Genomic DNA, 23,558 nt, shown 5'->3' on the forward strand with positions numbered 1-23,558 from the left:
TTAGTGGGATTGTTATAACTACCCTAGGAGAAGAAATAGGATGTTTCTGTGATTTGATAAGAATAGTCAACAATGACATTAATGAAAGCGGTGTAAGATTTAATGTATAAGGTATTAAAAGCTATTTACACTTTATTACTAAAAATAAAAACAGCTTGGTTGTTTAGCATATCAATAAGGCTGTTCATTAACTGCTTGCCTAAGCGCTTACTCGACAAACATTAATAAGTACGTAAACTAAAAATAGCTAACGTAATCTTCAAATTCTCGGATTTTTTTCATCGGTAATTCTTTTGACTTTTCACCAATATAAATAAAGCCAACAATTTCCTCATGTAGCTCAATATTTAGACGCGCTTTGACTAAAGGGTGATAACTCATTTCACCGGTGCGCCACATAGCGCCTAGATTTAAGGTCGTTGCTGCCATCTGCATTGCGTGCGCTGCACACCCTGCTGCGATTAGCTGTTCTTGCTTAGGCACTTTAACGTGTTGATGAAACTTAGTACTAATAACGATAATTAAAGGCGCACGAAAAGGCATTTTAGCCGCTTTCTCTATTTTAACTTCATCGCCACCATCACTAACAACCGCTGATTTGAACGCTTTGCTTAACTTTGTCAGCCCTTCATCTTTAACGATGGTAAATCGCCATGGTGTTAAACCTGCATGGTCAGGAACACGCATACCAGCCTTAATAATATCATTAATAACCTGCTCATCAGGGCTATTGCCATGTAAATTAGGGTTAGACTGACGAGTATGTAAAAACTCCAAAACGTTCATAAAACTGTAGATTCCTGTTGTTTTGTTCTTTATGACTTAATCAATAGTAGGCTGTTTAATGTTCAACCAGTATTAGTACGTTTAAATGCTATCTCTTTGTTATCGCGTACATTAAAACTTATTTTCCATTAAAATCATACAAGTTAATCGTTTTATCTTATTTTATATACGAAACAGCTTATAAATCGGATCAGCAATATATCAACAGTAGAACGTGATTGGCCATAATTTCTTTCAATTATCTAAAAGACAAAAATATTTACATTTACGACTACTTAAACGAGGCAATTTTCAGTAGCATATGGTTATCTAATATTAAAGCAAACGATAGACAGCGTTTTATGAAAGAAAAAAAAAGTACGATAGCAAGAATAACCTTAGGGCTATTTAGCTTGCTCAATACCTCGCGAAAAATCATTATTAATTTAGTGTTTTTTACTGTGCTATTAATTTTTATTATCGCTATTACTCGTGATGAAAAAAATATTACCGTTAAACCAGGATCAGCGCTAATATTGAATATACGTGGTGATATTGTTGAACAAAAACATGATATTGATCCAATGGACGCTTTTATTAGCGAAGCACTTGAGCAACCTGATACCGCCACTGAAGTATTAATCACTGATATATTATCAGTGATTAAACATGCAGAAACTGACGAGCGCATTAGTGCGATAGTGCTAGATCTAGAAAACATGCAAGGCTCAGGCATTACCAAACTAAGTGATATAGCCAAAGCATTAACACAATTTAAAAGTCAGGGTAAAAAAATAATCGCTATTGGTGAGCAATACAGCCAAAACCAGTATTACTTGGCCAGTTATGCCGATGACATTTGGCTTAATCCTAAAGGCTGGATGTTATTAGACGGTTATGGACGTTATCAACTGTACTTTAAGTCTGCTTTAGAAAAGCTTGCAATTAGTCAGCATATTTTTCGCGTTGGCACATATAAATCAGCGGTTGAACCCTACATTCGCGACAATATGTCAGCCGCGGCTAAAGAAGCTAACCAAGTATGGTTGAGCGATCTTTGGCAGCAATATAAAATTGATGTTGCCCAACAACGTAACTTTGCAGTCAGTAACTTTGATGAAAACATTGATGTCTTAGTCACCAAACTAAAAGCAGCTAATGGTAATGTTGCCGAATATGCTTTAGCTAATAACTGGGTTGATGCCTTAAAAACACGAGAACAGGTGCAGCAAGACTTGATCAATGTTATTGGTAGTGACGGCAATAAAGGTTATAAAAATATCGCTTTTAATGATTATTTAACCCTGATCAACGCGAACACCTCGATGGAAAGTCTCAATGAAAATAAGATTGCGGTTATCGTAGCTAAAGGCACAATTTTAGCCGGTAACCAAAAACCTGGTACCATTGGTGGCACAAGTACCGCTGCTTTATTACGTGAAGCACGTGACAATAAAAGCGTTAAAGCCGTGGTACTTCGTGTCGACAGCCCCGGTGGTAGCGCATACGCTTCAGAAATTATCCGCCAAGAAGTCGAATTATTAAAAGCAGCTGGCAAACCTGTGGTTGCTTCAATGGGAACTTATGCCGCATCAGGGGGTTATTGGATATCTGCCCCTGCTGATAAAATTTATGCATCACCCACCACTATTACTGGTTCAATTGGCATATTTGGTTTTTTTATGACCTTTGAAAATACTTTAAGTAAATTAGGTATTCATACCGATGGTGTTGGTACCACAGATATTGCTGGTTTTGGCATCACACGTGAATTAACCCCAGGTATGGCTAATATTATACAATTAAATATCGAACGGGGTTATCGTGACTTTATTGAATTGGTGGCAAATAATCGAAATATGACAACTGAGCAAGTTGACGCAATCGCTCAAGGCCGTGTATGGTCAGGGTCAAAAGCCTTGGAACTTGGTTTAGTTGACGCGTTGGGCAACCTTGACAACGCTATTGAAGCAGCAGCCGAACTAGCAAACTTAGAAGATTACGATAAGCTGTTAATTGAAAAAGAGAAAAGTCCCCGTGCGCTGCTATTACAAAGTTTACTTGGGCAGGCGTTGATATTGTTTGGTCAGCCAACAAACAGCTATTACAGTGAAAATACGCTCACTAGCCTTATTAGTACACTGTCGCTTGAACTTAAGCAACTAGCGCAATTAAATGATCCGCAAGGTATTTATTCATTTTGCCTCGCCTGTGACATTGAATAATGTTTTAACTTAAACAACATAATGCCAATTTGATTAATTAGATGGTCTACTTTATACACAGGAAAAACGACACAATATAAGGTATTTATTTCAATAACTTGTTGTTCAGAATAATAGGCGCCTGCATTGTCTAATAAACTGCATCAATGCAGCGATAATGAGTAAATAAATAACGCCGTAGTGGGTTGTTTTAGCCAGGTGAAATGATCAGATAATTAATCAGATTGGTCTAATACCAATTTGATTAACTAAGTGATCACCTTTTTCATGAGGAAAAATGGACAAATACAAGGCATAAAATTTAGTCAGTAGTTATTCACCTTATAAATTTTATAACGCTGTCGTTATTCATTTTAACCCTTAAAAATGAGCAGGTAATTAATCAACTTGGTATAAGTAGCCTCGAAATATCGAGGCTTTTTTATCGCTAGCTCAGCGTTTTGCTGGCCTGCTTTGTGTTATAATCTCGAGCAATTTCATCACTTTGTTGGCACTCCTTACTTATGCCAATTTCTATATTAAGACTTAAGCTATGAGAAAACGCATATATATCGCTTATACCGGTGGCACCATTGGTATGAAGCCAAGCGAAAATGGTTATATTCCGCAGAAACAACATTTAACTGACGCGATAATGAAAGTACCTGATTTTCATCGTGAAGAAATGCCAGAATTTACCATTAATGAATATGATCCATTAATTGATTCATCAAATATGTCACCCTCAGATTGGCAACATATTGCTGATGATATCAAAAAAAATTATGAGGAGTATGACGGTTTTGTGGTATTGCATGGCACAGACACCATGGCTTATACAAGTTCTGCGCTTTCATTTATGTTAGAAAATTTAACTAAACCAGTCATTGTTACAGGCTCGCAAATTCCTTTTAGTCAATTACGTTCTGACGGACAAGTAAACCTGCTAAATTCATTATACATTGCCGCTAACTTCCCTATTAATGAAGTGGGCTTATATTTTAATAATAAGCTTTTGCGGGGAAATCGCAGTATAAAAGCTTATGCTGATGGCTTTAATGCTTTTGATTCGCCAAATTTACCACCTTTACTTGAGGCTGGTATTAACATTAAGTTAATTGAAGGAAAAATTTCAACGCCAGTATCTCAACCGTTAACGTTAGCGCAAATTACGCCCCAACCTATTGGTGTTGTGCATTTATATCCTGGCATATCAGTTGAACTGATTAAAAATATTATTAAACAACCGGTAAAGGCACTCATAATTCGTAGCTATGGTGTCGGTAATGCGCCACAAAATCAGGCAATGTTAGATTGTTTAAAGCAAGCCAATGATGATGGCATTGTAGTGGTTAATTGTAGTCAATGCATTAAAGGCACAGTAAATATGAAAGGCTATGCAACCGGTAATGCGCTGAGTAAAATAGGCGTTATTAGTGGTCATGACATGACTTTAGAAGCGACATTAACTAAGTTACATTATTTACTGAGTAAAGGTTATAGCCAAGAAAAAATTTGCCAATTACTAGAAGTGAGTTTACGTGGAGAATTAAGTTAATCACGGGCAATAATTAGCCATAAAAAATAGACTCAAGTAAATTTGATTTGGCTCTAGACGTTTGACCCATGATATTGCTCGCGCGGTTAACGATTAACGGACCGAAGTGGAACCGAAAAAATAGCTCAACGCTATATTATACCAATCCCATTAAGTTATTGCTCACTTGTACTAGTTAAAATAGCTCAAGGCTGTGTTGCTCTCAATCCCAATAGCCAGCTATTGCTCAATCGAGCGCCTTACCTTGAGTTATTTTTCCTGCGCACAACAAGATCACAAACTTAATGGAACTGGTATTATTACCCGTAAAAAATTTTGACTCGCATGCTTATGCTTTCTCCAACACTTGAAATCGTAAACGTAAACGTTATGATCTAATACCAATTTGATTAATTAAGTGATCACCTTTTTCATGAGGAAAAATGGATAAATACAAGGCATAAAATTTAGTCAGTAGCTATTCACCTTATAAATTTTATAACGCTGTAGTTATTCATTTTAACCATTAAAAATGAACAGGTAATTAATCAACTTGGTATAACAACCGTGTTTTCGAATAGAGCGAAAAAATCAGCAATAAATTGCTGATTTTAATAGTTGTCATTTTAGAGCTCGACTATAAAACTACCTTATTGAAAGATAGGTTTTATTCTTTCTAATAAACCAAGATCTTGTTGGGAAAATTTTCCTAACATTAACCACTGAGAAAACTTGGCCGGTAAATCAATAGCTGTGCCTGACGACATTTGTGCTTGCATCAAACTGACTTGCACTGCCATACGGCGTTGTTGTAAATTACTTGGCGAAGAATTCCCTGATAAAATTTCAAGCTCTAACGTCGCATCTTCTCTGTTAAAATGTGTGGTGTTATTTGCTAATTCTTTTAACTTTTTCTGCCAAAAAGCTGTTAGCTGTAAATACTCTTTCTGTTCAGTAAAACTTTGTTCATTGTTAATACTTTCTTCGAGGGTTAAAAATAAATATCCCCATTGACGTTTTTCATCAGTGAGTTTGAAATCAACAATTTTCTGAACAATAGTTTTTTCTTTAGCGCTAATTTGTTTTTCAAGATTCAACATTTTTGGCTTTTGTTGCGCAACATCTTTGGCTAATATTTGTAATGCTTGCTCAAATTTCTGCAAGTCATTTAATTGTGTCGCTTGAGAATATTCTGCTGCTAATGTTTTTAAGGCACTTTCTAACTCTGCAGCCCTAGCGGTAGTCGCTGATTTTTCCAGTACATTTTGTTGTGCTCGCTTAGCAAAAATATCATCATTAATTTTTCTAAAATTTTGCCAAAGTTTATTTTCTACTTTTGGTCCGGCATAACCTATGTTGCGCCATTGTGTCTGCAAGGCTTTAACTTGCATAACGGCGCTAACAACATCTTCTGTCGCCAGTAATTTTTCGGCGTCAGTAATAAGCTGCTGCTTTAAGCCTTTATTTTCTTGATGAAATACTTTAATGGCAGATTTTATTGGCTGTAACGTGTGATTAAATTGGTTATTAATGTCTTGATAAACTTCGCGATCAACCTGGCCAGCACTTTGCCATTGTTTTATCAGTTGGTTTAATTCTACTTCTAAAGTTTTATAATCAACGACCGAACTTTTTTCATCAGTGTCTATAGCACGAACTACTTGCTCGTTAAGTAATTTTGCCTGTTCAACAAATGATTGGCGAGTGATCAAGTGCTGCGCTCTTAATTTTTCTTGCTCGGCAAAAAACAGCCGACAAGGTGTAAAAGCTGTTTCACATAGTTGATTAAATTCATTATTTAAAGTTTTTTCTGCGTCATCGTCGGCATGACCCAAACTATTCCAAGTCTTACGATATTGCTTAACCTTCTCTGCCTGTTCGTTGGGATTATCCAGTGGTGTTTCAACAATCGCTTTCATGTCCGCCAATAATTGCTGCTTGCGTGGTGTGGCGATATAACGTTCCCAATCAGCTAACTCGGCAATTTTTTCACTGAGTGAATCGTAATCTTTTTGAATACGGTGTTGTTGCTGTTCAGCTAAGGCATTAAATAATTGCTTAGCTTTTTTGAAAACACCAAACGCTGCATTGTACTTTCCAGCAGAAATTAATCTTCTAACATCATGGAGTTTTTTCTGTGTTATGGAAAATTCTTGCTTTTGTGCTTGTTGTAAAGGTTTTAATACTTGACGCCAGTTACGCTGAATTTCATTTGCCGCAATTTTAATTGAATCAGGTAAAGTACCTGAGGCGTTTTTCTCAGTATTATTCCAATCGATTAGCCAGGTTTGATAAATCGGTAGTCGTTCATCCATTTCTTCAGCCGTTGTTGGTAACGCTAACTGAGAAATTTTTGAAATTAAATGCGTTGCCTCACTCACCGACTTTGCGATCTCTGGTAGTTGCTGTAACTTTTTTTGTTGTTGACAAATTTTAGCAATAAATTCGTTCTGCTCATTTTTAGCTAACACTGAGGCAATAATTTCGCTGGTTAGTTTATCGAATAGCGTTTGATATTGTTGCTCTTCAATTTTATCATTTTCAAAAATACTGGTGGTTAACGTTTGATCAATAACGGTTAATGTTTTATCAAAGTGAATACGCGCTTGCTGTTTTTTTTCATTAAGCTCACGAATAATTTCAGCTTGCGCATGTTGCTCAGCTTTAGCGATAAACAATTTATCGAGTAGCGCTGAAATTGCTAATTTTTTGTCTTTAAAGGTTGTTATTTCAGCGCCGTTAAAACAACTAAACTCAGTCGCTAATGTCTGCCATTCAATACTTAGCAACTCACGTTTATTAAGATAATCTTGGTACTCGTATTGATCTTTAAGTGCTTGGAGCTTAGCTAAAACTAAATTTACTTTTTTGCGTAATGCTATCGGTTGTTCAATAGCAAACTGCAACTGAGCAATTTTTTCTGTTAGTTGCTGTGTTATCTCAGTCTGCTGTGATTTTTTCTTTAGCTTTTCTAAGGTATCTACGTCAGCGACTTTTTCAATAATATATTGTTGAACCTGTGCATTTTGCTTTTGAGCAAAGAGGTTAAGCAATAACTGAGGCTTTAATGCTGGCTTATTGTTTTGCTCATTCGTTTGCGTTTTATTGGCAAGCTTTTCGAATAACGCAATGGTCAAGTCAGCATCTTCAGTAATTTTCAACCAGTTTTCATACAAGCTATAATGTTTGTGCTTGGCAATATAGCTAAGTTTTTCTTGCTGAGAAACTTTAATGGCATCTTGATCCATTAAAATAGCGGTTACTTTGTCGGTAGCATATTGTTTTATTTTCGCCATGGTGTTTTCTTGGCTATTACTTAACCAAGATTGAAAGCTAGCAAGCTTTATCAAGCCTGCACGTCGAACATTTTCATTGTCGTCAGTTTTAACAAGTTCTGCAATAATCTCTCGTTGCGCTGGTTCATCAATTGATAAACTGTTGTTAATCGCTTCAACACGTACTGTCGCGTTTTTATGTTGCCATTTCTTTTTTAAGAATTTAGAGAAAATCATAGATCTGAAAACCTAGCAATGTCGTTGCTATCTAACGCTGGCGGAAAATCTGAACGCAGTTGATGTTTTGTTTTAATGATCATCTCACCTTTAGGGCTAATAGACAGCGTTTGATCTGAATTTAAATGTTTAGATTGATAAGCCATCGTAATTTGTAATGCGCTTAACTGCTGTTCTTTATCAACCGGAGTCCCTTCTGGCCATTTGCCAGTTTCAGCGGCACACTTTAAACGCAAATACATTTCTTCTGACATATTGTCGACTAACTGAATGATATCCATGAATTTCTCTTTTAAGTAATATTGATTATGATCGGTTACGCTTGGTTAATATAAGTCTGACCCGGGTGATAAGATATAGAATAAAGCCTAAGATTGTGCTGGCAATAGCCACAACATATTGCCAAGTACCCGGTTGAGCATCTTGCGAATAAAGAAATAAGAAACCACCACAAAATAATAACATAGCGATAAAAGAATGATTCATTAATTGTTGCGATTTTGCCACGACACCTACACGCTTTAAACTCGCTATTTTATCTGCGTCCAACACGGTTAAATCTAGCTGACAATGATCGCACGATTTTGCTTTATCGGAAATTTTTTTCTTACAACTTGGGCAATTTATAACAGCCATATTTACACCTCTTTTTCGATACTTTATTTTACCTAAAAAAAACGCCCTTGCGGGCGTTTTTTTGCACTAAATAAGATTTATTTTTTATTTCGTTCTTCTAAACGCTTTTCCCAGAAGTCAGCATTTGTAATTTCCAGACTTTTTGGATCAAAAGTATAGGTTTTTACGCCGGCTTTTTGCTGTCTTTCATAATCTTTTAAGGCTTTAATCGCTGGTTTGGCCATAAAGAAAATGGCAATAATACCAATAATATTTAACCAAGCCATCAAACCGACACCAATATCTCCTAAGCCCCAAGCCGCACTAGGCTTGGCAACTGTACCGTAAAATACCGCTGACATAAGTACCAGTTTAAGTATAAATCTAAGTATCGGCATTTTGATGGTTTTATTGATGTAAGAAACGTTGTTTTCTGCAATAAAGTAATAGGCTAGCACAGTAGTAAAGGCAAAGAAAAACAAGGCTATAGCGATAAATGGCTTGCCAAATCCAGTTAATACACTATCCACAGCAATCTGGGTAAAAGCAGGACCACTAATAACCACATCACTGGCTAAGTTTTTCACGATAAAGCTTGTTGACCCCTCAGGCATAACATTATAAGAATTAGTAATTAAAATCATAAATGCCGTTGCAGAACAAACAAATAGCGTATCAATATAAACAGAAAACGCTTGAACTAAGCCTTGTTGAGCCGGATGATCCACTTCAGCAGCCGCAGCCGCATGAGGGCCAGTACCTTGACCTGCTTCATTGGAGTAAACACCACGTTTTACACCCCAACCAATAGCCGCACCAAAGCCAGCCATAGGCGTGAATGCATCAGTGATAATCAACATAAAAATGCCTGGTAATTGATCAATATGCAAAGCAATGATTGAACAGGCGATTATAATGTACGCTAACGCCATAAAAGGGACAACAACTTGGGTAAAGTTGGCTATGCGTTTAACACCACCAAAAATAATAAAACCAAGCAATAAAACAATAAATACCGCACTATAAACTTTGGTTAAGGGTAAATCACCCATGAAAGAGTTAACCGTGCCACCGCCGCCAAAGACATTGACCATAGCATCACCAATACCATTTGATTGCACAACCGGTAAAAGTACACCACAAGCTAGAATTGTAGCTAAGGCAAATATCCACGCATACCATTTTTGACCTAACGCTTTTTCTATATAATACGCTGGACCACCACGGTATTGACCATCTTCTTCTTCTTTGTATATTTGTGCATTGGTTGATTCGATATAAGCAGTAGCCGCACCTAAAAATGCCACAACCCACATCCAAAATACAGCACCGGGGCCACCAAAACCAATAGCCGCGGCAACACCGGCAATATTACCTGTGCCTACACGCCCAGATAACGAAACAGCGAGTGCTTGAAATGAGGAAATGCCTTTTTCTGAGCTTTTACCTGAGAGTAATAAACGAAACATTTCACGAAAATGACGTATTTGTACAAAACGCGTTAAAATAGAGAAGAAAACACCCGTTCCCAAACAAAGATAAATTAAATATGGGCTCCAAATATAGCCATTAATGATATTAACAATTTCTTGCATCCTAGACTCCTGATAATTATTATTTTTTTAAAGTTATTTTGCGGTGCAATATATACCAGAACCACTTGCTTTTAGCGAACTAAACTAGAAAAATAACATTAAGTGCATACATCAATGTATGCACTTAAGTTTTGTTTGGGACAAAAAACTGTGCAATACAGTATAAGGGCATAACACTTAATCTATATTGCACTTTGCTCTTATTACCTGACTTAATGCTGAATTTACATTGTAAATGTGGGTCGGTTACAGTTCTATGTCATCATTGACAACTAGCGTAAATCGCCCACCACGTGGTAAATTGCCGTTAAAAATTCTCGTCCAAATAAGCTACTACGCTCATCTGACCAACCGACACTATAGTCGGGTAATAAATCATTGTCTTTAAATGGCATTTCAACGGTATAGGCTAAACATTTAAACTGTTCACCCACCCAGTTAGCCGCAACCGTTAAGTTAGCTTGTCCAGGTGCGTCTTTATCGTAACCTTTATCATCTTGAAATTCTGGTGTTATAGCTAAAAGCACACTTTTGAATTTGTCTTCAAGCGCTTTAATACGCTCGTTATATGAAGGAACACCTTCACTACCAGCAACAAAATTAAAAGGTAAGGCTTCATCACCATGTATATCTAAATGCATATCTACACCTGTAGAAAGCATTTTTTCACGCACAAGATAAACTTCAGGACTATTTTCCATTGATGGCGTTTGCCATTCACGGTTTAAATTAACACCTTTGGCATTTGTACGCAGATGGCCGCGAGCTGAGCCATCAGGATTCATATTAGGTACTAAATAAAATACCGCACTGTTTAATAAAGAGCGCGCAACACCGTCATCTTCATCTAATAAGCGATCAATAAAACCTTCCATAAACCATTCGGCCATCGATTCGCCCGGATGTTGACGTGCAGTTAACCAAATAACTTTTTTGCCTTCACCCTCTTCACCTACTTTTAATACCGAAATATCACGACCATCGAGTGTTTGACCCAAGACCTGTAACTGACAATCAATATCTAATTGTGCACTGTGGATTAAATCTTGATGGCGCTCATAACTATAAGGTGCAAAGTACGCAAAATAAGTCGCATCATATTCTGGTGTGAAAGTAATAGTAAGATTTTCACCATCAAATTCTGTTGGGACACGAAACCAATGTTGGCGATCATAGGACGCAACGGCTTGATAATTTTTCCAACCGTCAACATAAGCCGACTTACCTGCATTGGTTAAATGCATGACATGTTCACTATGGTCTGTATTATGAAGCTTAAAGTGAAACCATTGGTAAAATTCTGATTGGTGATCTTTTTTAATGGCTAGTTGAATATTACTTGGGTCTTGTGCTGAGATAACATCGATATTACCTGAGTCGAAGTTTGCGGAAATTTGCATAAGGCATTCTGCTCATTGTTGTTTTGATGGCCTTAGTGTACACAAAGCCGTAAAAGATCAGAAGACTAAAGACTCCTTAAATACAGACCAATTTCAGAAGAATAGCCAAGAGAACGAGCAATAATGGTATTTTCTTCATTTAATACATAATAACTTGGATAACCTATGACTTGAAAATCCGCTTTTACTGACTCATTCCCTAGCGCAACTGGAAAGGTTAATTGATGATTATTGGTGAATTTTTTAACTTCATCAACATCAATAAAGTCTAACGCAACAGCGATAACATTTATTTCAGGATTTTTTTGATAAACATTTTGCAAATTATCAATACTAAAGTTACATACCTGACACCAAGGTGCAAAAAAATAAACAATGGTCTTTTTACCGCTAGCTTGCAACGTTATATCATTATGCATCAAGGTTTTTAATTGGTGTTTGGCAGGCACAACATCTGCACTAGTAGACAGCATGCTGGTTTCTCGCAACATCGAGATAGCATTGAAAATGAATAAAAAAACCACTACTTGTATTAATAAGCTGCGCAACAAAAGAATAACATCCAAAAAATTTACATCGTAATAATTAAGACCGGTTTAGTTATTTTTTTGTTCATCTTAATAATTAAAATATCACTGACTGCACGTAATACTTGAGATTTTCATATCAAAAAAGAGACTTAGCACCAGTATAATAACTTTTGCCCAACAAAACGCTACTTCATGATCATCATCGTGCATTGCCATTTATGGCTTTATAGTTATTTATCTGCTGCTTTTAGATTACTCGCCTGTTTATATCTTAACAATCATTGACTAAGTGACAGAGCCACAAAAAATTAAAGCGCTACTTTATTCACTTTATTCACTTTATTGTTATGTTACAGCCAAAAAATCAATAAAATTTAGTCTGTATTTTGTTCATCATGTAATTCAATATTGAGTTCTAAGACATTTAAATCGCCGTCTTTTTTATCAAGACTTATCGAAAAACTTTCATCTGATACTTTAATATATTTACGCAAAACGTTAAGAATGTCCTCAGTCAATTGCGGTAAATAGTCCGGCTGTTTATTTCGACTATTACGCTCATGTGCGACAATTATTTGCAGACGCTCTTTGGCTTTAGAAGCGGTTGTGACCTGCTTTTCTTTTTTCTGTAAAAAATAATCTAATAGGGCCATGTTATCCTCCAAACATACGACTGAAAATGCCTTTTTTCTCGGCAACTAAAAATCTAAACTCAACTGTCTCACCTAATAAACGGTCTATAACATCCTGATAAGCTTTACCGGCATCACTTTCAACATCTAAAATTACTGGCTCACCGGCATTTGATGCTTTAAGTACAGATTGTGATTCTGGAATAACACCTAATAGTGGTATTGAGAGAATATCTACCACGTCCTCAACACTGAGCATTTCACCTTCTTCTACTCGTTTAGGTGAATAACGTGTCAATAATAAATGCTCTTTTATCGGCTCTAAACCCAGCTCTGCTCTGCGTGAACGACTCGCTAACATACCTAAAATTCGATCAGAATCACGTACCGATGATACTTCAGGATTGGTAGTTACTATAGCTTCATCAGCAAAATAAAGTGCCATCATCGCGCCCGCTTCAATACCTGCAGGCGAATCACAAATGATGTAATCAAAAGTTTTGCCAAGCTCTTCCAACACTTTGCCAACGTTTTCTTTATTTAATGCGTCTTTATCACGCGTTTGTGACGCTGGTAATATAGATAAACTGCTAACGCGTTTATCTTTAATAAGTGCTTGATTTAAAGTTGCTTCACCGTTAATAACATTAACAAAGTCGTAAACAACACGACGTTCACAACCCATGATTAAGTCAAGGTTTCGCAGACCAATATCAAAATCAATTAAAACAACTTTATGACCTTTTAATGCTAAGCCAATACCAATGGCAGCACTTGAAGTTGTTTTACCAACACCACCTTTGCCTGATGTAACTACTATTATGCGTGCCATAGAACAAATATCCTTTATGAGTTAGAAATTAAATAAGTTTTGATGACGTTAATTCACTGTCAGTCAAATGTATAAATGCTGGTGAGCCCCAATGTTGCTCCATTGACTCGCTTAGCCAATAGTTACCGTTAATAGAGACCAGTTCAGCTTCAAGATTTTGGCAATATATTTGCGCTTTATGATGGCCTTTTGCACCAGCAATTGCTCGACCACGCAATGAACCATAAACATGAATATTACCGTCGGCAATCACTTCAGCACCGGCTGAAACTGAGCCAATAACCACTAAGTTTTGATCTTTAGCATAAAGTTGCTGACCAGAACGAATTTGACCTCGGTGGACTTTATCAGTGTATAGATGACATTCAGTACTAGCGACTATTTTTGCAACCTCTGTTGTAACACTTTCTTGTGCAATAGCCGCTTTTTGTGCGGTACTCACTTTTGTGGTGTTAACAAAAGAAAAACCAAGTTCACGAATAAGTTTGCGTTGCTCTGTCGCTACATCACCAGTGAAACCAACAAAAGTAAAATTGAATTCTTCGATTAATGTTTTTAGCGCTTGATAATCAATGGCCGCCATAAGTTTTTCGATATTGACCACAACAGGAACTAGGTAAAAAAAATCGGGGGCTTGAGCAACTTTTTTTATTAAATCAGCACGAATATTCGCTAATTTTGACGTTCTTAAATGTAAAACAGAAAGGGTAAAACTTGACCCTTTAAATTCAATGCTTGCATCAGCCATAATGAAGGTGCTCCTAAATAAAAACGCTATGTATCTAGCTGCAATTTACCTGATAAATGCAACTAAATATAATGCAACTTGACACAAAATCACCAGTATTACTGTTATTTTACCAATAGATAGCAGTAATACTGAAAAATTAAAATCTTATAACGCGCTTTTCAGTTTTAAAATTAAAGCCTCTTGCTCGTCTTGAGAGAGCTTAATTTTATTATTTGCCATGAGTAATGAATAACTTAAATTAACTGACGCCACCAATAAAGCACGCTCACTGCTAGCCGTACCCTTTTGTTTTCTAATGTCATCACACATCGCAGCAAGGTTGTTTGCTGCTTGCTTTAAATCCTCTACTTGTTCAGCCGGACAAAAAAACTGGTGTTGTTTGCCCATAATTTCAATGCTGATCCCTTTGGAGTCTTCAACCAACATTAACTAAGCTCTTCTACACTTTGTAATTTACCTAGTAGGCTAGTTAATACACTATTTGTTTGCTTTTGTTTTTCTTCACCTTCAAGTGCTTCTAGTTGCAACATTTCGTTTTCATCGGCTAGCACTGATTTTTGCAGCTCTAGTTCTGTCACTTGATTTTTTAGCAAGTTATTTTTTTCAATGATCTGTTCAATCAGTTGTTCGAGTTGAGGGAGAGTATTTTCTAACATAAGGCGCTCTTGTTAACTGTAGTAAATAAAGGCGGCAAACTTAATCTAAAGTGAGACAAAATGCTACTCTTTAGCGTAATTATTAGCTTAATTTATGTAACAATTATCAATAGCAAAGATGTACAAGTGATTATGGCTAAAAAACATACATTTAGATGTAAAAATAAACAATAACAATTACCTCTGTTGCAACTAATTATTCTGTATTGTATTAAATACATTGATCAATGGCAAAATCAACTCAAGGCATGAACTCTCATTTTACACCCTCGTGTGTATTAAAAATTTATGATCGATTTATCGGTGAGATAAATCAGCTGTTAGATGGCGATTTTAGCTATATTTGAAAGTGTAAAGTAACATTCGACCTTACTCAAACAGTTAAGACGCTTATCTTTAGAAAAGTTTTTAAGAAAAATCTCGATAAAAAGTGTTCAAAAAATATTATTAAACCAATTAATTAACGTAATGTATAAAAGCTCAACAGACTTTTTTATAACGCTGTAGTTATTCATTTTAACCATTAAAAATGAGCAGGTAATTAATCAACTTGGTATAAAACCCGTTTGATTAACTAAGTGTACTACTTTTAATCTACAGAAATGGCTAAATACTAGACATAAAACTTAGTAAGTTGTTACTCTACTTATAGATTTTATATCCTAGATTTTTTTTCATTTTAACCATTAAAAATAGTCAACTCATTAATCAAATTTTTAAGCGAAAAAACTCATAAAATATCATTTAAATAGGAGCACTTAGTGCCAACATCATCATTTATGTCAGATACGCCAGACAAAAAAATTACTGCGCCAATAGCTAAAAAAATTCCGCATAAAATGGAACACCATCATCATCAACGAGTGGATAACTATTATTGGATGCGCGATGACCAGCGAATTGATGAAGAAATATTGACACACCTCAATGATGAAAATAATTATGCTGATGCCATGTTAGCCGAGCAAAAGCCTTTACAGGAATTACTTTTTCAAGAACTAAAAGCACGCGTGGTAAAAGACGATAATACCGTGCCCACAAAAGACGGTAAATATTGGTATCACAGCGAAATTAATGGCGAACAAGAGTTTTCAAATTTTTATCGAGCAACCAGCTGTGCTGGTGAAAACAAAACCCTATTATTAGATGTTAATCAGCGCGCCAAAGACCATGAGTTTTATGATTTAGGTGATGTGTCGATAAGCCCTAATGATCAATTAATGTCAATCTCTGAAGACACGGACAGCCGTCGTATTTATACCATTATCTTTAAAGATTTGAACCAAGCTATCGATTCACCAGATACTTATTTAGCGGATATCCTTGTTGAAACTGAAGGTGAAGTTGTTTGGGCTAACGACAATAAAACCGTATTCTATGTAAAAAAAGATCTAGAAACCTTATTAGGTACGCAAGTTTATCGTCATAAGTTAGGTACAACACAGTCTGATGATGTGCTGGTTTATGAAGAAGATGACCATAGTTTTTATATGAGTTTAGACAAGAGCAGAGATGACAGTCAAATTTATATCTGTTTACATGCCACTGAATCAACACATTGTTTAGCGCTAAGTGCTGATGAGCCTGATGGCGAGTTTGTTGAGCTATTTCCATATCAAGCACAACACGAATACCACGCTGATAAAATGGCTGAACACTTTTATATTGTCAGCAACTATCAAGCGAAAAACTTTCGGTTAATGAAGGTGGCAGTTGATCAGGTTAATGATATAAATAACTGGCAAGAAGTTATTCCACACCGAAAAAATGTGCTGTTAGAAGGTATTGAATTATTTCATCACTTTATTGTCGCCACCGAACGAGAAAATGGTCAAATTCGTTTTATAGTTCACACCACACACGGTGAAAATGCAGGTCATCAATATCCTCTATCTTTTGATGACCCATGTTATTTTGCTTGCTTAGGTGATAATCCAGAGCCCGAAAGTACCATCGCAAGGTTATATTATTCAAGTTTAACCACCCCTGGCTCTTTATATGAGTTTGACTTAGCGACCGGTGAGCGAAAGCTGCTTAAACAACAAAAAGTATTAGGTGACTTTAAGCAAGAAAATTACCAATCAGAGCGGTTATTTATTAGCGCACGTGATGGCGTAGCTGTGCCAGTATCAATTGTCTATCGTCGCAATACTTTTAAAAAAGATGGCACTAATCCTCTACTGCAATACGGCTATGGCGCTTATGGTATTACTATTGATCCTAATTTTTCTAGTCAAACCTTAAGTTTACTTGACCGAGGTTTTGTTTACGTTATCGCCCATGTTCGTGGCTCTGAGATGCTAGGAAGAGCATGGTATGAAACCGGTAAAATGGCAGATAAACAAAATACCTTTAACGACTTTATTGACGTTACTCAAGCACTGGTGGCACAAGGTTATGGCGCTAAAGATAAAATATTTGCCTCAGGCGGTAGTGCTGGTGGTTTATTAATGGGCGCTATAGCAAACCAAGCACCTGAGTTATATTTAGGCATTGGCGCTCATGTGCCCTTTTTAGATGTCTTAACGACTATGCTCGATGAAACCATACCGCTAACCACCAATGAATATGACGAATGGGGCAACCCGAACGAAGCACAAGCCTACCAGGATATTTTAGCTTATTCGCCTATTGACAATATCAGCGCCCAGCACTACCCCAATATACTCGTAACGACGGGCTTGCATGACTCACAAGTGCAATACTTTGAACCCATGAAGTGGGTAGCAAAACTGCGAGAACTTAAAACAGACAATAACTTATTAGTATTTAAAACAGATATGGACGCCGGCCATGGCGGTGCATCAGGACGTTTTAAACGTTTAAACGAAAGTGCTTTGGAGATGAGCTTTTTTATCTCCTTACTGGCAGAATAAAAATTACCAGAAGAAAATTAACTGAGTAAGGTTATCGGAATAAGGTTAACAAAATAAATTGTTAACCTTATTCTTCATAAGTTAGACTTTTTCACTGCTGAATATCCATAACTCCTGCCCAATGAATAGTCACAACCATCACAAAATAGACGTTTTTATCAAACCAATTTTTTCCCGCTAATGTTCACCTTACTGGCGACAATATGTCAGTAGAAAAAGGCAATATAGGGAGTGGTCATCACTGCTCTTAAGGTTCAATCTTAAAAGTTGATCTTAAGAGCTTTGTTTAACTCTTTACCGTTAGTTATCAGGCCCTCAAGCCGTAGGTAAATTTTTCGTTAGCCATTGTGTAAATTGTGCTTTTGGTAGAGCCCCTGACATACGTGCGATTTCTTTACCGTGATGGAGTATCATTAAAGTGGGAATCGAACGAATATTATAGCCACCTGCGGTATTTTGGTTATGTTCAGTATCTAACTTGACAAAACAAGCTTGAGTAGCCATTTCAGTTGCCACCTGCTCAAATGTGGGTGCAAATTGTTTACACGGCCCGCACCATGTTGCCCAGAAATCGACCACTACCGGCAAATCATTGTCGTTAACATAACGGCTAAAGTTTTTATCATTAGCCATAATGGGGCTTATTGAAAGCACCGATTTTCCGCACTTGCCACAAACAGGATTGTTATTAAGTTTGTCTTTGGCTAGGCGATTTTTTGTACTGCAGCTTGCGCAAACTATTAAAATAGGTGAGTCAGACATAGTAAACCTCAGTAAAAGTGTTTTAGTATTCGTTTAAAAATAGCAAATAAAGTCCCAATATGGGCTTGTGCTGGTTTTAATTCAAGTGATCCAATTTTATTAATGATTTTTATGACAGAAAAATTAGCGTGTTTTTTACAAGTTATTTTCTCATGCTAATTATTCACTTTGCCGACAAATAAAAGAATGGATCTTTTATTTGTGCTTTCAAATTAACCACATAGTTGAAAGTACAGACTAAAGTTTTAAGTTTTAAGTTTTAAGTTTTAAGTTTTAAGTTTTAGTTATTAGCTCATATGACGTTGTTGGCGCTGTAACGATTTATTCTTAACCACAGATTCTATCTGCGGCACAGCATAAAGATTGAGGCTGCTAAACAGGCTTTTTAATTTGGCTGCCTGGTAATCTAACTCAATTTTTTCGATAACAAGTTGATGTTTTTCCAGAAACAAAGCTTCTACTGCTTGTGAAATTAGCTCGAACATCTTTTTCAGGTTAATTTTATGAATTTGCCCGGTTTTATTAAATATCCACTCAGTAATCGCCATAAAATCATCAAAAGGCTCATCCGATAACATATGGGGTAAAGCGTACTTAAAACGCCCAGAATTACCAATCATGTCCCAGTAGCGGGCAAAGCGGTTGATCCGTTGCATAGTGGTAAAACTCACCCGGTCAGTGCTTAAGATATTAAACGGCGGCAAGGGATTAAAACGTAAATCAAATGCCTCGGTATGTCGAATGATCGGGCTACCTTTCAAACGTTTCAATATACCCATTTGAATTTCGTGTGGACGACAGTGATAGAGTTGATTAAAGCTGTCTTTAAAGCTCTCGAAGGTTTCGCCAGGTAAACCAAAAATAAGATCAGCATGAATATGGGCGTGGGTATTATCTTTTAACCAGATTAAATTGTCTTTCGACTTCGCGTTGTTTTGCTTACGACTAATATTTTTTTGAACTTGGGTATTAAAGGTTTGTATACCAATTTCAAATTGCAAACTGCCTTCTGGAAACAGAGCTAACAGCTCTTTTAACTTTCTAGGCAGATGATCAGGTACCACTTCAAAATGCAGATAAAGATTGTCAGTCATTCGGTCTAAGAAAAACTGCATAATTCGCATCGTGGTGTTAATGTTTAAATTAAAGGTTCTATCGATAAATTTAAAGTTACGCGCACCACGCTGATACAGAACGTCCATTTGCTCAAGAAATAGCTCTATCTCAAATGGCACCGAGGTTTTGTCTAAAGACGATAGACAAAATTCGCACTTAAACGGACAACCACGCGACGCTTCAACATACAACAAACGGTGGGTTAAATCTTCATCGGTGTAATACTGATAAGGTGATGCTAACTCTTTTAACTCAACAGGTTTCGAATTAAGAATTTTTTTATCCAGTGGCGCCTCGTTTATAATGTCTTTACACAGTTGATAAAAACTTAAGTCCGCCGGCCCAGTCAATACATAATCGGCACTAGCAACAATAACTTGCTGCTCAGTTTCATAGCTGACTTCAGGCCCACCTAAAATAATTTTAATTTCAGGCGCGATCACTTTTAACAGGCTAACCACATCGGTGGTTTCAACAATGTTCCAAATATAGACCCCAAAACCAACAATATCAGGTTTTGACTCGAGTATTTGTTCAACAATATCAATGGCACGAGTTTGAATAATGAATTCTTTTATTTCACAACAACTCTTTAATTCTTTTAAATTGGCGTAAAGGTAACGCAAACCAAAACTGGTGTGAAAGTATTTAGCGTTAAGCGTAGCAAGCACGATTTTAGGCGCGGCTTTATTTATTTCATAACTATTTTGCTGAGCAACCTGGGTACACTTTTTTATTGCATCAGGTTTTATCGCATCTGAAGTATGGTCTTCAGTTAGATGAACCTGGGTAACGGTTAATTTGGGATAATTTATTTGCTCTGCCATACTGCTTTTTTAAATACCTTTGATTAAATATCTTTGATGATAGTGCCGCAATTATATTGTGATTGCTGACGTTATTCAGCAATCTTATTTGGCAGTTTAGCTAGAACACTAATATTAATTAAAAATAACCAGTAACCTTCAAACCATTGTTAGCCCTATCGCTTTATTTAGCAGAGCAATGGTGCTTTAAGCACCTTAGCTAGATATTATAGAGTGGATGTCCATGTCATTATTTTGGCTATTCCGACTTGTTGTTCTATTGTAAACAACATTTCTTATATTTCTTGCCACTGCCACACGGGCAAGGCTCATTGCGGCCAACTGTCGGTAATGAACTGACAGGTACGCTGTGCTCTAAAATTGTATTTTCGTCGTACAAAATATTAGACAATAAACCGCCTTCACCCATTAATGAGTCAAATACATCAAACTCGTCGTCTGAGCTAGGATAGTCATCGGCAGCCCAGGAATTTAAAGTGTCAACAAGATTAAACTCTGTTTCAATGGTACCAGACTCAATCAACTTAGGTGCATCAGCCCTATCCCACGCTTTTACTTCATCTTGACTAAAGCGGTCTTCATCAAATAAGTCTTTATCACATAAATCAGTAAACTGACTTTTAAAATCATCTAATTGATATTGCAGACAATAGTCGGCTAATGCACTAATTAAAAAACTATTGGTTTCACTTGGTAAAGCCAAAAATGCTGCTAGCCATAAAGTGACATGTTCACCTAATTCAGCCTTATCAATAGTCCCCACTTCGTATTGAGCAAATACCGCTTCCATAGCAGATGCTTTGCAATACATTGCTTGATGACCATCAACAATATAGTCAGACAATGCTTGTGTATTACCATAGGCGACATTATAAAATAAGGTTGGTGTTAATTCAGTGACCGCATCACCAAATACATCTTCAATGGCCGTTAAAAACGAATCACCGCGCGAAAACATCTGCAAGCACTTTGGCAATGCAGGTGAATATTTTAATTCTGCTAATAATAACGTACCAAAAAATAAAATGGCTTTTTGCTCATCGTTTAGCGAACTATCATTTGTAATAAATTGATCTATTACTCGCTCTAATTCAGTATAAAATTCCGACCAATTTTTTTTAGCCACTTCTAGCCCTGCAACAGGTATTTCGTTGCCGTGTGCATTAGTTATTACTAATAAAGCTTGTTCTAAATTCATGTAAGTTCCGCGTTAAATAATCAATGATGAGTGGCAAATGTCGAATGTTATGACCATTCAAAGTACGTAGATTTCAATAAGGTTAAAATGTTAACTACAAGAGACATTATTGACTGATAGTGGACTATTAGGATTGAATGCAACACGGTAGCTGGCTTTTTAAGGTAAATAAAAACAGGCAATTTAAATAATAATAAGGGTATCTTAAACACTTCCTATTGCCGTTACCATGCAAAGCATCAGATCCAAGCCAATTTTCATTTGATTCGTCACTATAACGTTCAGATTTTTCTCGTTTCGTTGCATCGAGTTTAGCTAAGAAGAGTTTAATTCCAACACTTGCGCTAATTAAAATGAAGAACATCTTGTAAACCTTCGTGCTTCATGTCGTTTTTTTAGAAAAATAGTGATGTTTTACAGTACTTTTAGAAAGTTACTATCGAGTAAATGATTAGGTGATTTACCCAAAAAAACTATATTTGGTCAATGTTAATCTACCTAAATAACTATAGGTGTCCAAGTTATTTCAACTGCTATTTATACAGCTTACTATCAACAAAAGCTGAGGTTAACAGTTGATAGATACTGTCAACTGTTGGTCGCTGGGTAATATGTGAGAAGAGTGTGGTGTGAACATCCGCGACCACTCGCTCTTTTTTATCACACAAGGTGTAACACAAGTTTACGGGCTTAATTATTTCTTCTAACAACACATCAATTAAGATAAATGCCTGTGCAAGCACAATTTTTCCACCACCTTTTTGTAAGATAACACGCTGCGCCGTGCCAATAATTTTTTTGCCATTAATATTCAGATTGTAGTCACCGTCACAATAGGAAAATTGCGTGGCATGCGTTTGGCTAGTTAAACCAAATTTTTTCAAAAAATCACTCAGTACAGAGCACAAATTTTCATAGGCTTGGCGGATAGAATATGGTGTTTCGCTTGACCATAAGTACAAGTGAGATAAGTTAATAATACCCTGACATTGTGGTACGGGTGCACCACCAGTTCTACGTGAATATAACTGCCAACCGTGGGTGAGTAATCCCGCTTTAAGAGCGTGAGATTCTGGCCATTTGTTGCCTGCGGGTAATACCAATGTTGACTCTTTAGCTTGCCATAATAGTAAACATTGCGTGAGTTCTGCCGCCTGCATTTGGGCAATTAATTCGCTCTCTTTGGTAAACACTCGCGCCACTGTGGTATTGCTATAGTACAGTAATTTTTTTCGACTCTTACTCATGATGACAATCTACATTAATTGAATAAATAAATAAATAAAACTTTATATCACTCTATCATGAGTAATATAAAGCCGTTATAAAACTAGCTATCGGTTAATCTGTAGCCTTAACTATTAATGGTTTTAGCAGTATCTATAGTGCCTCTCTCCTGCTCGTTTATCTCAACGCATTGGTTAACAAGTGTCAATGTTTTCGGTCTAGCGGATAGCCATTGCACCGATAAAAAGTGCAATGTCAGTGGCATTTTTGCTTTTGGTTAAATCAAATTGCTCAATTGGTTGAATAACGAATTCATCAAACACGTCTTCCCAAAGTTTAATGCTTGGTATTTTCCAGTTTCCGTAAGCTTAGAAAATATTAACAACACTATAACGAGCAAGTTCAGAACATATGATGTCTATTTTAGTATCTATGACGGAGGAGGAACGTGTTGGCTAAAAACCAGAGTAATACCTAAGCAACTGTGATCTTCTGCTTATGTTCAATTTTTTTTGTTAAGTTA

19 protein-coding genes and 1 pseudogene are annotated in these 23,558 nt (G+C 36.5%); 3 read left to right on the top strand and 17 right to left on the bottom strand.

Annotated features, from left to right (window positions below; all coding sequences use genetic code 11):
- Window positions 1-237: 237 nt before the first annotated feature.
- Window positions 238-786 carry a nitroreductase family protein gene (locus ESZ39_RS02110; RefSeq protein ID WP_146878146.1) on the bottom strand — a complete coding sequence of 183 codons (549 nt, stop codon included), beginning with the start codon at window positions 784-786 and terminating at the stop codon, window positions 238-240.
- Between the two features lie 341 nt (window positions 787-1,127).
- Between ESZ39_RS02110 and sppA the strand changes: the two genes are divergently transcribed.
- Both sppA and ansA read left to right on the top strand, forming a co-directional pair.
- Entirely contained in the window at window positions 1,128-2,990 is a 1,863-nt protein-coding gene (gene sppA / locus ESZ39_RS02115) for a signal peptide peptidase SppA (protein WP_146878147.1), read from the top strand.
- 532 nt (window positions 2,991-3,522) lie between these two features.
- Entirely contained in the window at window positions 3,523-4,527 is a 1,005-nt protein-coding gene (ansA, locus tag ESZ39_RS02120; RefSeq protein ID WP_146878148.1) for an asparaginase, read from the top strand.
- A 629-nt stretch (window positions 4,528-5,156) separates the two neighbouring features.
- Here the strand turns inward: ansA and ESZ39_RS02125 are convergent.
- The 11 genes from ESZ39_RS02125 to ESZ39_RS02175 form a co-directional block, all read right to left on the bottom strand.
- On the bottom strand, window positions 5,157-8,018 hold the full coding sequence (locus ESZ39_RS02125; protein ID WP_146878149.1) for a DUF349 domain-containing protein: 2,862 nt from the start codon (window positions 8,016-8,018) through the stop codon (window positions 5,157-5,159).
- Entirely contained in the window at window positions 8,015-8,299 is a 285-nt protein-coding gene (locus tag ESZ39_RS02130) for a YeaC family protein (RefSeq protein ID WP_146878150.1), read from the bottom strand. Before ESZ39_RS02130 ends, ESZ39_RS02125 begins: the two co-directional genes overlap by 4 nt.
- 25 nt (window positions 8,300-8,324) lie before the next feature.
- Window positions 8,325-8,654, bottom strand: coding sequence for a hypothetical protein (locus tag ESZ39_RS02135; RefSeq protein WP_146878151.1), 330 nt, complete (start codon window positions 8,652-8,654; stop codon window positions 8,325-8,327).
- A gap of 77 nt (window positions 8,655-8,731) precedes the next feature.
- Complete coding sequence (locus ESZ39_RS02140) at window positions 8,732-10,228, bottom strand: alanine/glycine:cation symporter family protein (protein ID WP_146878152.1); 1,497 nt, start codon at window positions 10,226-10,228, stop codon at window positions 8,732-8,734.
- A 272-nt stretch (window positions 10,229-10,500) separates the two neighbouring features.
- Entirely contained in the window at window positions 10,501-11,628 is a 1,128-nt protein-coding gene (locus tag ESZ39_RS02145; protein WP_146878153.1) for a M14-type cytosolic carboxypeptidase, read from the bottom strand.
- Window positions 11,629-11,693: 65 nt separating this feature from the next.
- Window positions 11,694-12,101 carry a TlpA family protein disulfide reductase gene (locus tag ESZ39_RS02150; RefSeq protein ID WP_223270201.1) on the bottom strand — a complete coding sequence of 136 codons (408 nt, stop codon included), beginning with the start codon at window positions 12,099-12,101 and terminating at the stop codon, window positions 11,694-11,696.
- Window positions 12,102-12,532: 431 nt separating this feature from the next.
- Window positions 12,533-12,811, bottom strand: coding sequence for a cell division topological specificity factor MinE (gene minE, locus ESZ39_RS02155; RefSeq protein WP_146878155.1), 279 nt, complete (start codon window positions 12,809-12,811; stop codon window positions 12,533-12,535).
- A 1-nt stretch (window position 12,812) separates the two neighbouring features.
- Window positions 12,813-13,622 (bottom strand): septum site-determining protein MinD, encoded by an 810-nt coding sequence (gene minD, locus ESZ39_RS02160; RefSeq protein ID WP_146878156.1) that lies wholly within the window; start codon window positions 13,620-13,622, stop codon window positions 12,813-12,815.
- Between the two features lie 28 nt (window positions 13,623-13,650).
- A complete protein-coding gene (gene minC, locus ESZ39_RS02165) occupies window positions 13,651-14,370 on the bottom strand; it encodes a septum site-determining protein MinC (protein ID WP_146878157.1) in 720 nt (239 codons plus the stop codon).
- Window positions 14,371-14,517: 147 nt separating this feature from the next.
- Window positions 14,518-14,799 (bottom strand): cell division protein ZapA, encoded by a 282-nt coding sequence (locus ESZ39_RS02170; protein WP_146878158.1) that lies wholly within the window; start codon window positions 14,797-14,799, stop codon window positions 14,518-14,520.
- The gene (locus ESZ39_RS02175; protein ID WP_146878159.1) at window positions 14,799-15,029 is read right to left on the bottom strand and encodes a DUF904 domain-containing protein; all 231 of its coding nucleotides are present in this window, start codon (window positions 15,027-15,029) and stop codon (window positions 14,799-14,801) included. Before ESZ39_RS02175 ends, ESZ39_RS02170 begins: the two co-directional genes overlap by 1 nt.
- 779 nt (window positions 15,030-15,808) lie before the next feature.
- Between ESZ39_RS02175 and ESZ39_RS02180 the strand changes: the two genes are divergently transcribed.
- The gene (locus tag ESZ39_RS02180) at window positions 15,809-17,905 is read left to right on the top strand and encodes a S9 family peptidase (protein ID WP_146878203.1); all 2,097 of its coding nucleotides are present in this window, start codon (window positions 15,809-15,811) and stop codon (window positions 17,903-17,905) included.
- 315 nt (window positions 17,906-18,220) lie between these two features.
- Here ESZ39_RS02180 and trxC read toward each other — a convergent pair whose 3' ends face one another.
- From trxC to ESZ39_RS02205, 5 genes and pseudogenes are all read right to left on the bottom strand, one after another.
- Complete coding sequence (trxC, locus tag ESZ39_RS02185) at window positions 18,221-18,667, bottom strand: thioredoxin TrxC (protein WP_146878160.1); 447 nt, start codon at window positions 18,665-18,667, stop codon at window positions 18,221-18,223.
- 287 nt (window positions 18,668-18,954) lie between these two features.
- Entirely contained in the window at window positions 18,955-20,610 is a 1,656-nt protein-coding gene (locus ESZ39_RS02190) for a B12-binding domain-containing radical SAM protein (protein ID WP_146878161.1), read from the bottom strand.
- Between the two features lie 256 nt (window positions 20,611-20,866).
- Window positions 20,867-21,808, bottom strand: coding sequence for a DUF1186 domain-containing protein (locus ESZ39_RS02195; protein WP_146878162.1), 942 nt, complete (start codon window positions 21,806-21,808; stop codon window positions 20,867-20,869).
- Window positions 21,809-22,341: 533 nt separating this feature from the next.
- Window positions 22,342-23,055: a biotin/lipoate A/B protein ligase family protein gene (locus ESZ39_RS02200; protein ID WP_146878163.1), complete on the bottom strand. Its 714-nt coding sequence runs from the start codon at window positions 23,053-23,055 to the stop codon at window positions 22,342-22,344.
- 204 nt (window positions 23,056-23,259) lie between these two features.
- Window positions 23,260-23,469: pseudogene (locus ESZ39_RS02205) on the bottom strand (NYN domain-containing protein); the annotation flags it as partial.
- Window positions 23,470-23,558: the final 89 nt, after the last annotated feature.

The organism is Colwellia sp. C1TZA3 (genome assembly GCF_007954265.1).
Lineage (GTDB): Bacteria > Pseudomonadota > Gammaproteobacteria > Enterobacterales > Alteromonadaceae > Cognaticolwellia.

What these genes read in the sequence shown, in the direction of transcription:
- ESZ39_RS02110 (WP_146878146.1), bottom strand. Translation starts at nt 786, where the DNA reads ATGAACGTTTTGGAGTTTTTACATACTCGTCAGTCTAACCCTAATTTA.
- sppA (WP_146878147.1), top strand. Translation starts at nt 1,128, where the DNA reads ATGAAAGAAAAAAAAAGTACGATAGCAAGAATAACCTTAGGGCTATTT.
- ansA (WP_146878148.1), top strand. Translation starts at nt 3,523, where the DNA reads ATGAGAAAACGCATATATATCGCTTATACCGGTGGCACCATTGGTATG.
- ESZ39_RS02125 (WP_146878149.1), bottom strand. Translation starts at nt 8,018, where the DNA reads ATGATTTTCTCTAAATTCTTAAAAAAGAAATGGCAACATAAAAACGCG.
- ESZ39_RS02130 (WP_146878150.1), bottom strand. Translation starts at nt 8,299, where the DNA reads ATGGATATCATTCAGTTAGTCGACAATATGTCAGAAGAAATGTATTTG.
- ESZ39_RS02135 (WP_146878151.1), bottom strand. Translation starts at nt 8,654, where the DNA reads ATGGCTGTTATAAATTGCCCAAGTTGTAAGAAAAAAATTTCCGATAAA.
- ESZ39_RS02140 (WP_146878152.1), bottom strand. Translation starts at nt 10,228, where the DNA reads ATGCAAGAAATTGTTAATATCATTAATGGCTATATTTGGAGCCCATAT.
- ESZ39_RS02145 (WP_146878153.1), bottom strand. Translation starts at nt 11,628, where the DNA reads ATGCAAATTTCCGCAAACTTCGACTCAGGTAATATCGATGTTATCTCA.
- ESZ39_RS02150 (WP_223270201.1), bottom strand. Translation starts at nt 12,101, where the DNA reads ATGCTGTCTACTAGTGCAGATGTTGTGCCTGCCAAACACCAATTAAAA.
- minE (WP_146878155.1), bottom strand. Translation starts at nt 12,811, where the DNA reads ATGGCCCTATTAGATTATTTTTTACAGAAAAAAGAAAAGCAGGTCACA.
- minD (WP_146878156.1), bottom strand. Translation starts at nt 13,622, where the DNA reads ATGGCACGCATAATAGTAGTTACATCAGGCAAAGGTGGTGTTGGTAAA.
- minC (WP_146878157.1), bottom strand. Translation starts at nt 14,370, where the DNA reads ATGGCTGATGCAAGCATTGAATTTAAAGGGTCAAGTTTTACCCTTTCT.
- ESZ39_RS02170 (WP_146878158.1), bottom strand. Translation starts at nt 14,799, where the DNA reads ATGTTGGTTGAAGACTCCAAAGGGATCAGCATTGAAATTATGGGCAAA.
- ESZ39_RS02175 (WP_146878159.1), bottom strand. Translation starts at nt 15,029, where the DNA reads ATGTTAGAAAATACTCTCCCTCAACTCGAACAACTGATTGAACAGATC.
- ESZ39_RS02180 (WP_146878203.1), top strand. Translation starts at nt 15,809, where the DNA reads ATGTCAGATACGCCAGACAAAAAAATTACTGCGCCAATAGCTAAAAAA.
- trxC (WP_146878160.1), bottom strand. Translation starts at nt 18,667, where the DNA reads ATGTCTGACTCACCTATTTTAATAGTTTGCGCAAGCTGCAGTACAAAA.
- ESZ39_RS02190 (WP_146878161.1), bottom strand. Translation starts at nt 20,610, where the DNA reads ATGGCAGAGCAAATAAATTATCCCAAATTAACCGTTACCCAGGTTCAT.
- ESZ39_RS02195 (WP_146878162.1), bottom strand. Translation starts at nt 21,808, where the DNA reads ATGAATTTAGAACAAGCTTTATTAGTAATAACTAATGCACACGGCAAC.
- ESZ39_RS02200 (WP_146878163.1), bottom strand. Translation starts at nt 23,055, where the DNA reads ATGAGTAAGAGTCGAAAAAAATTACTGTACTATAGCAATACCACAGTG.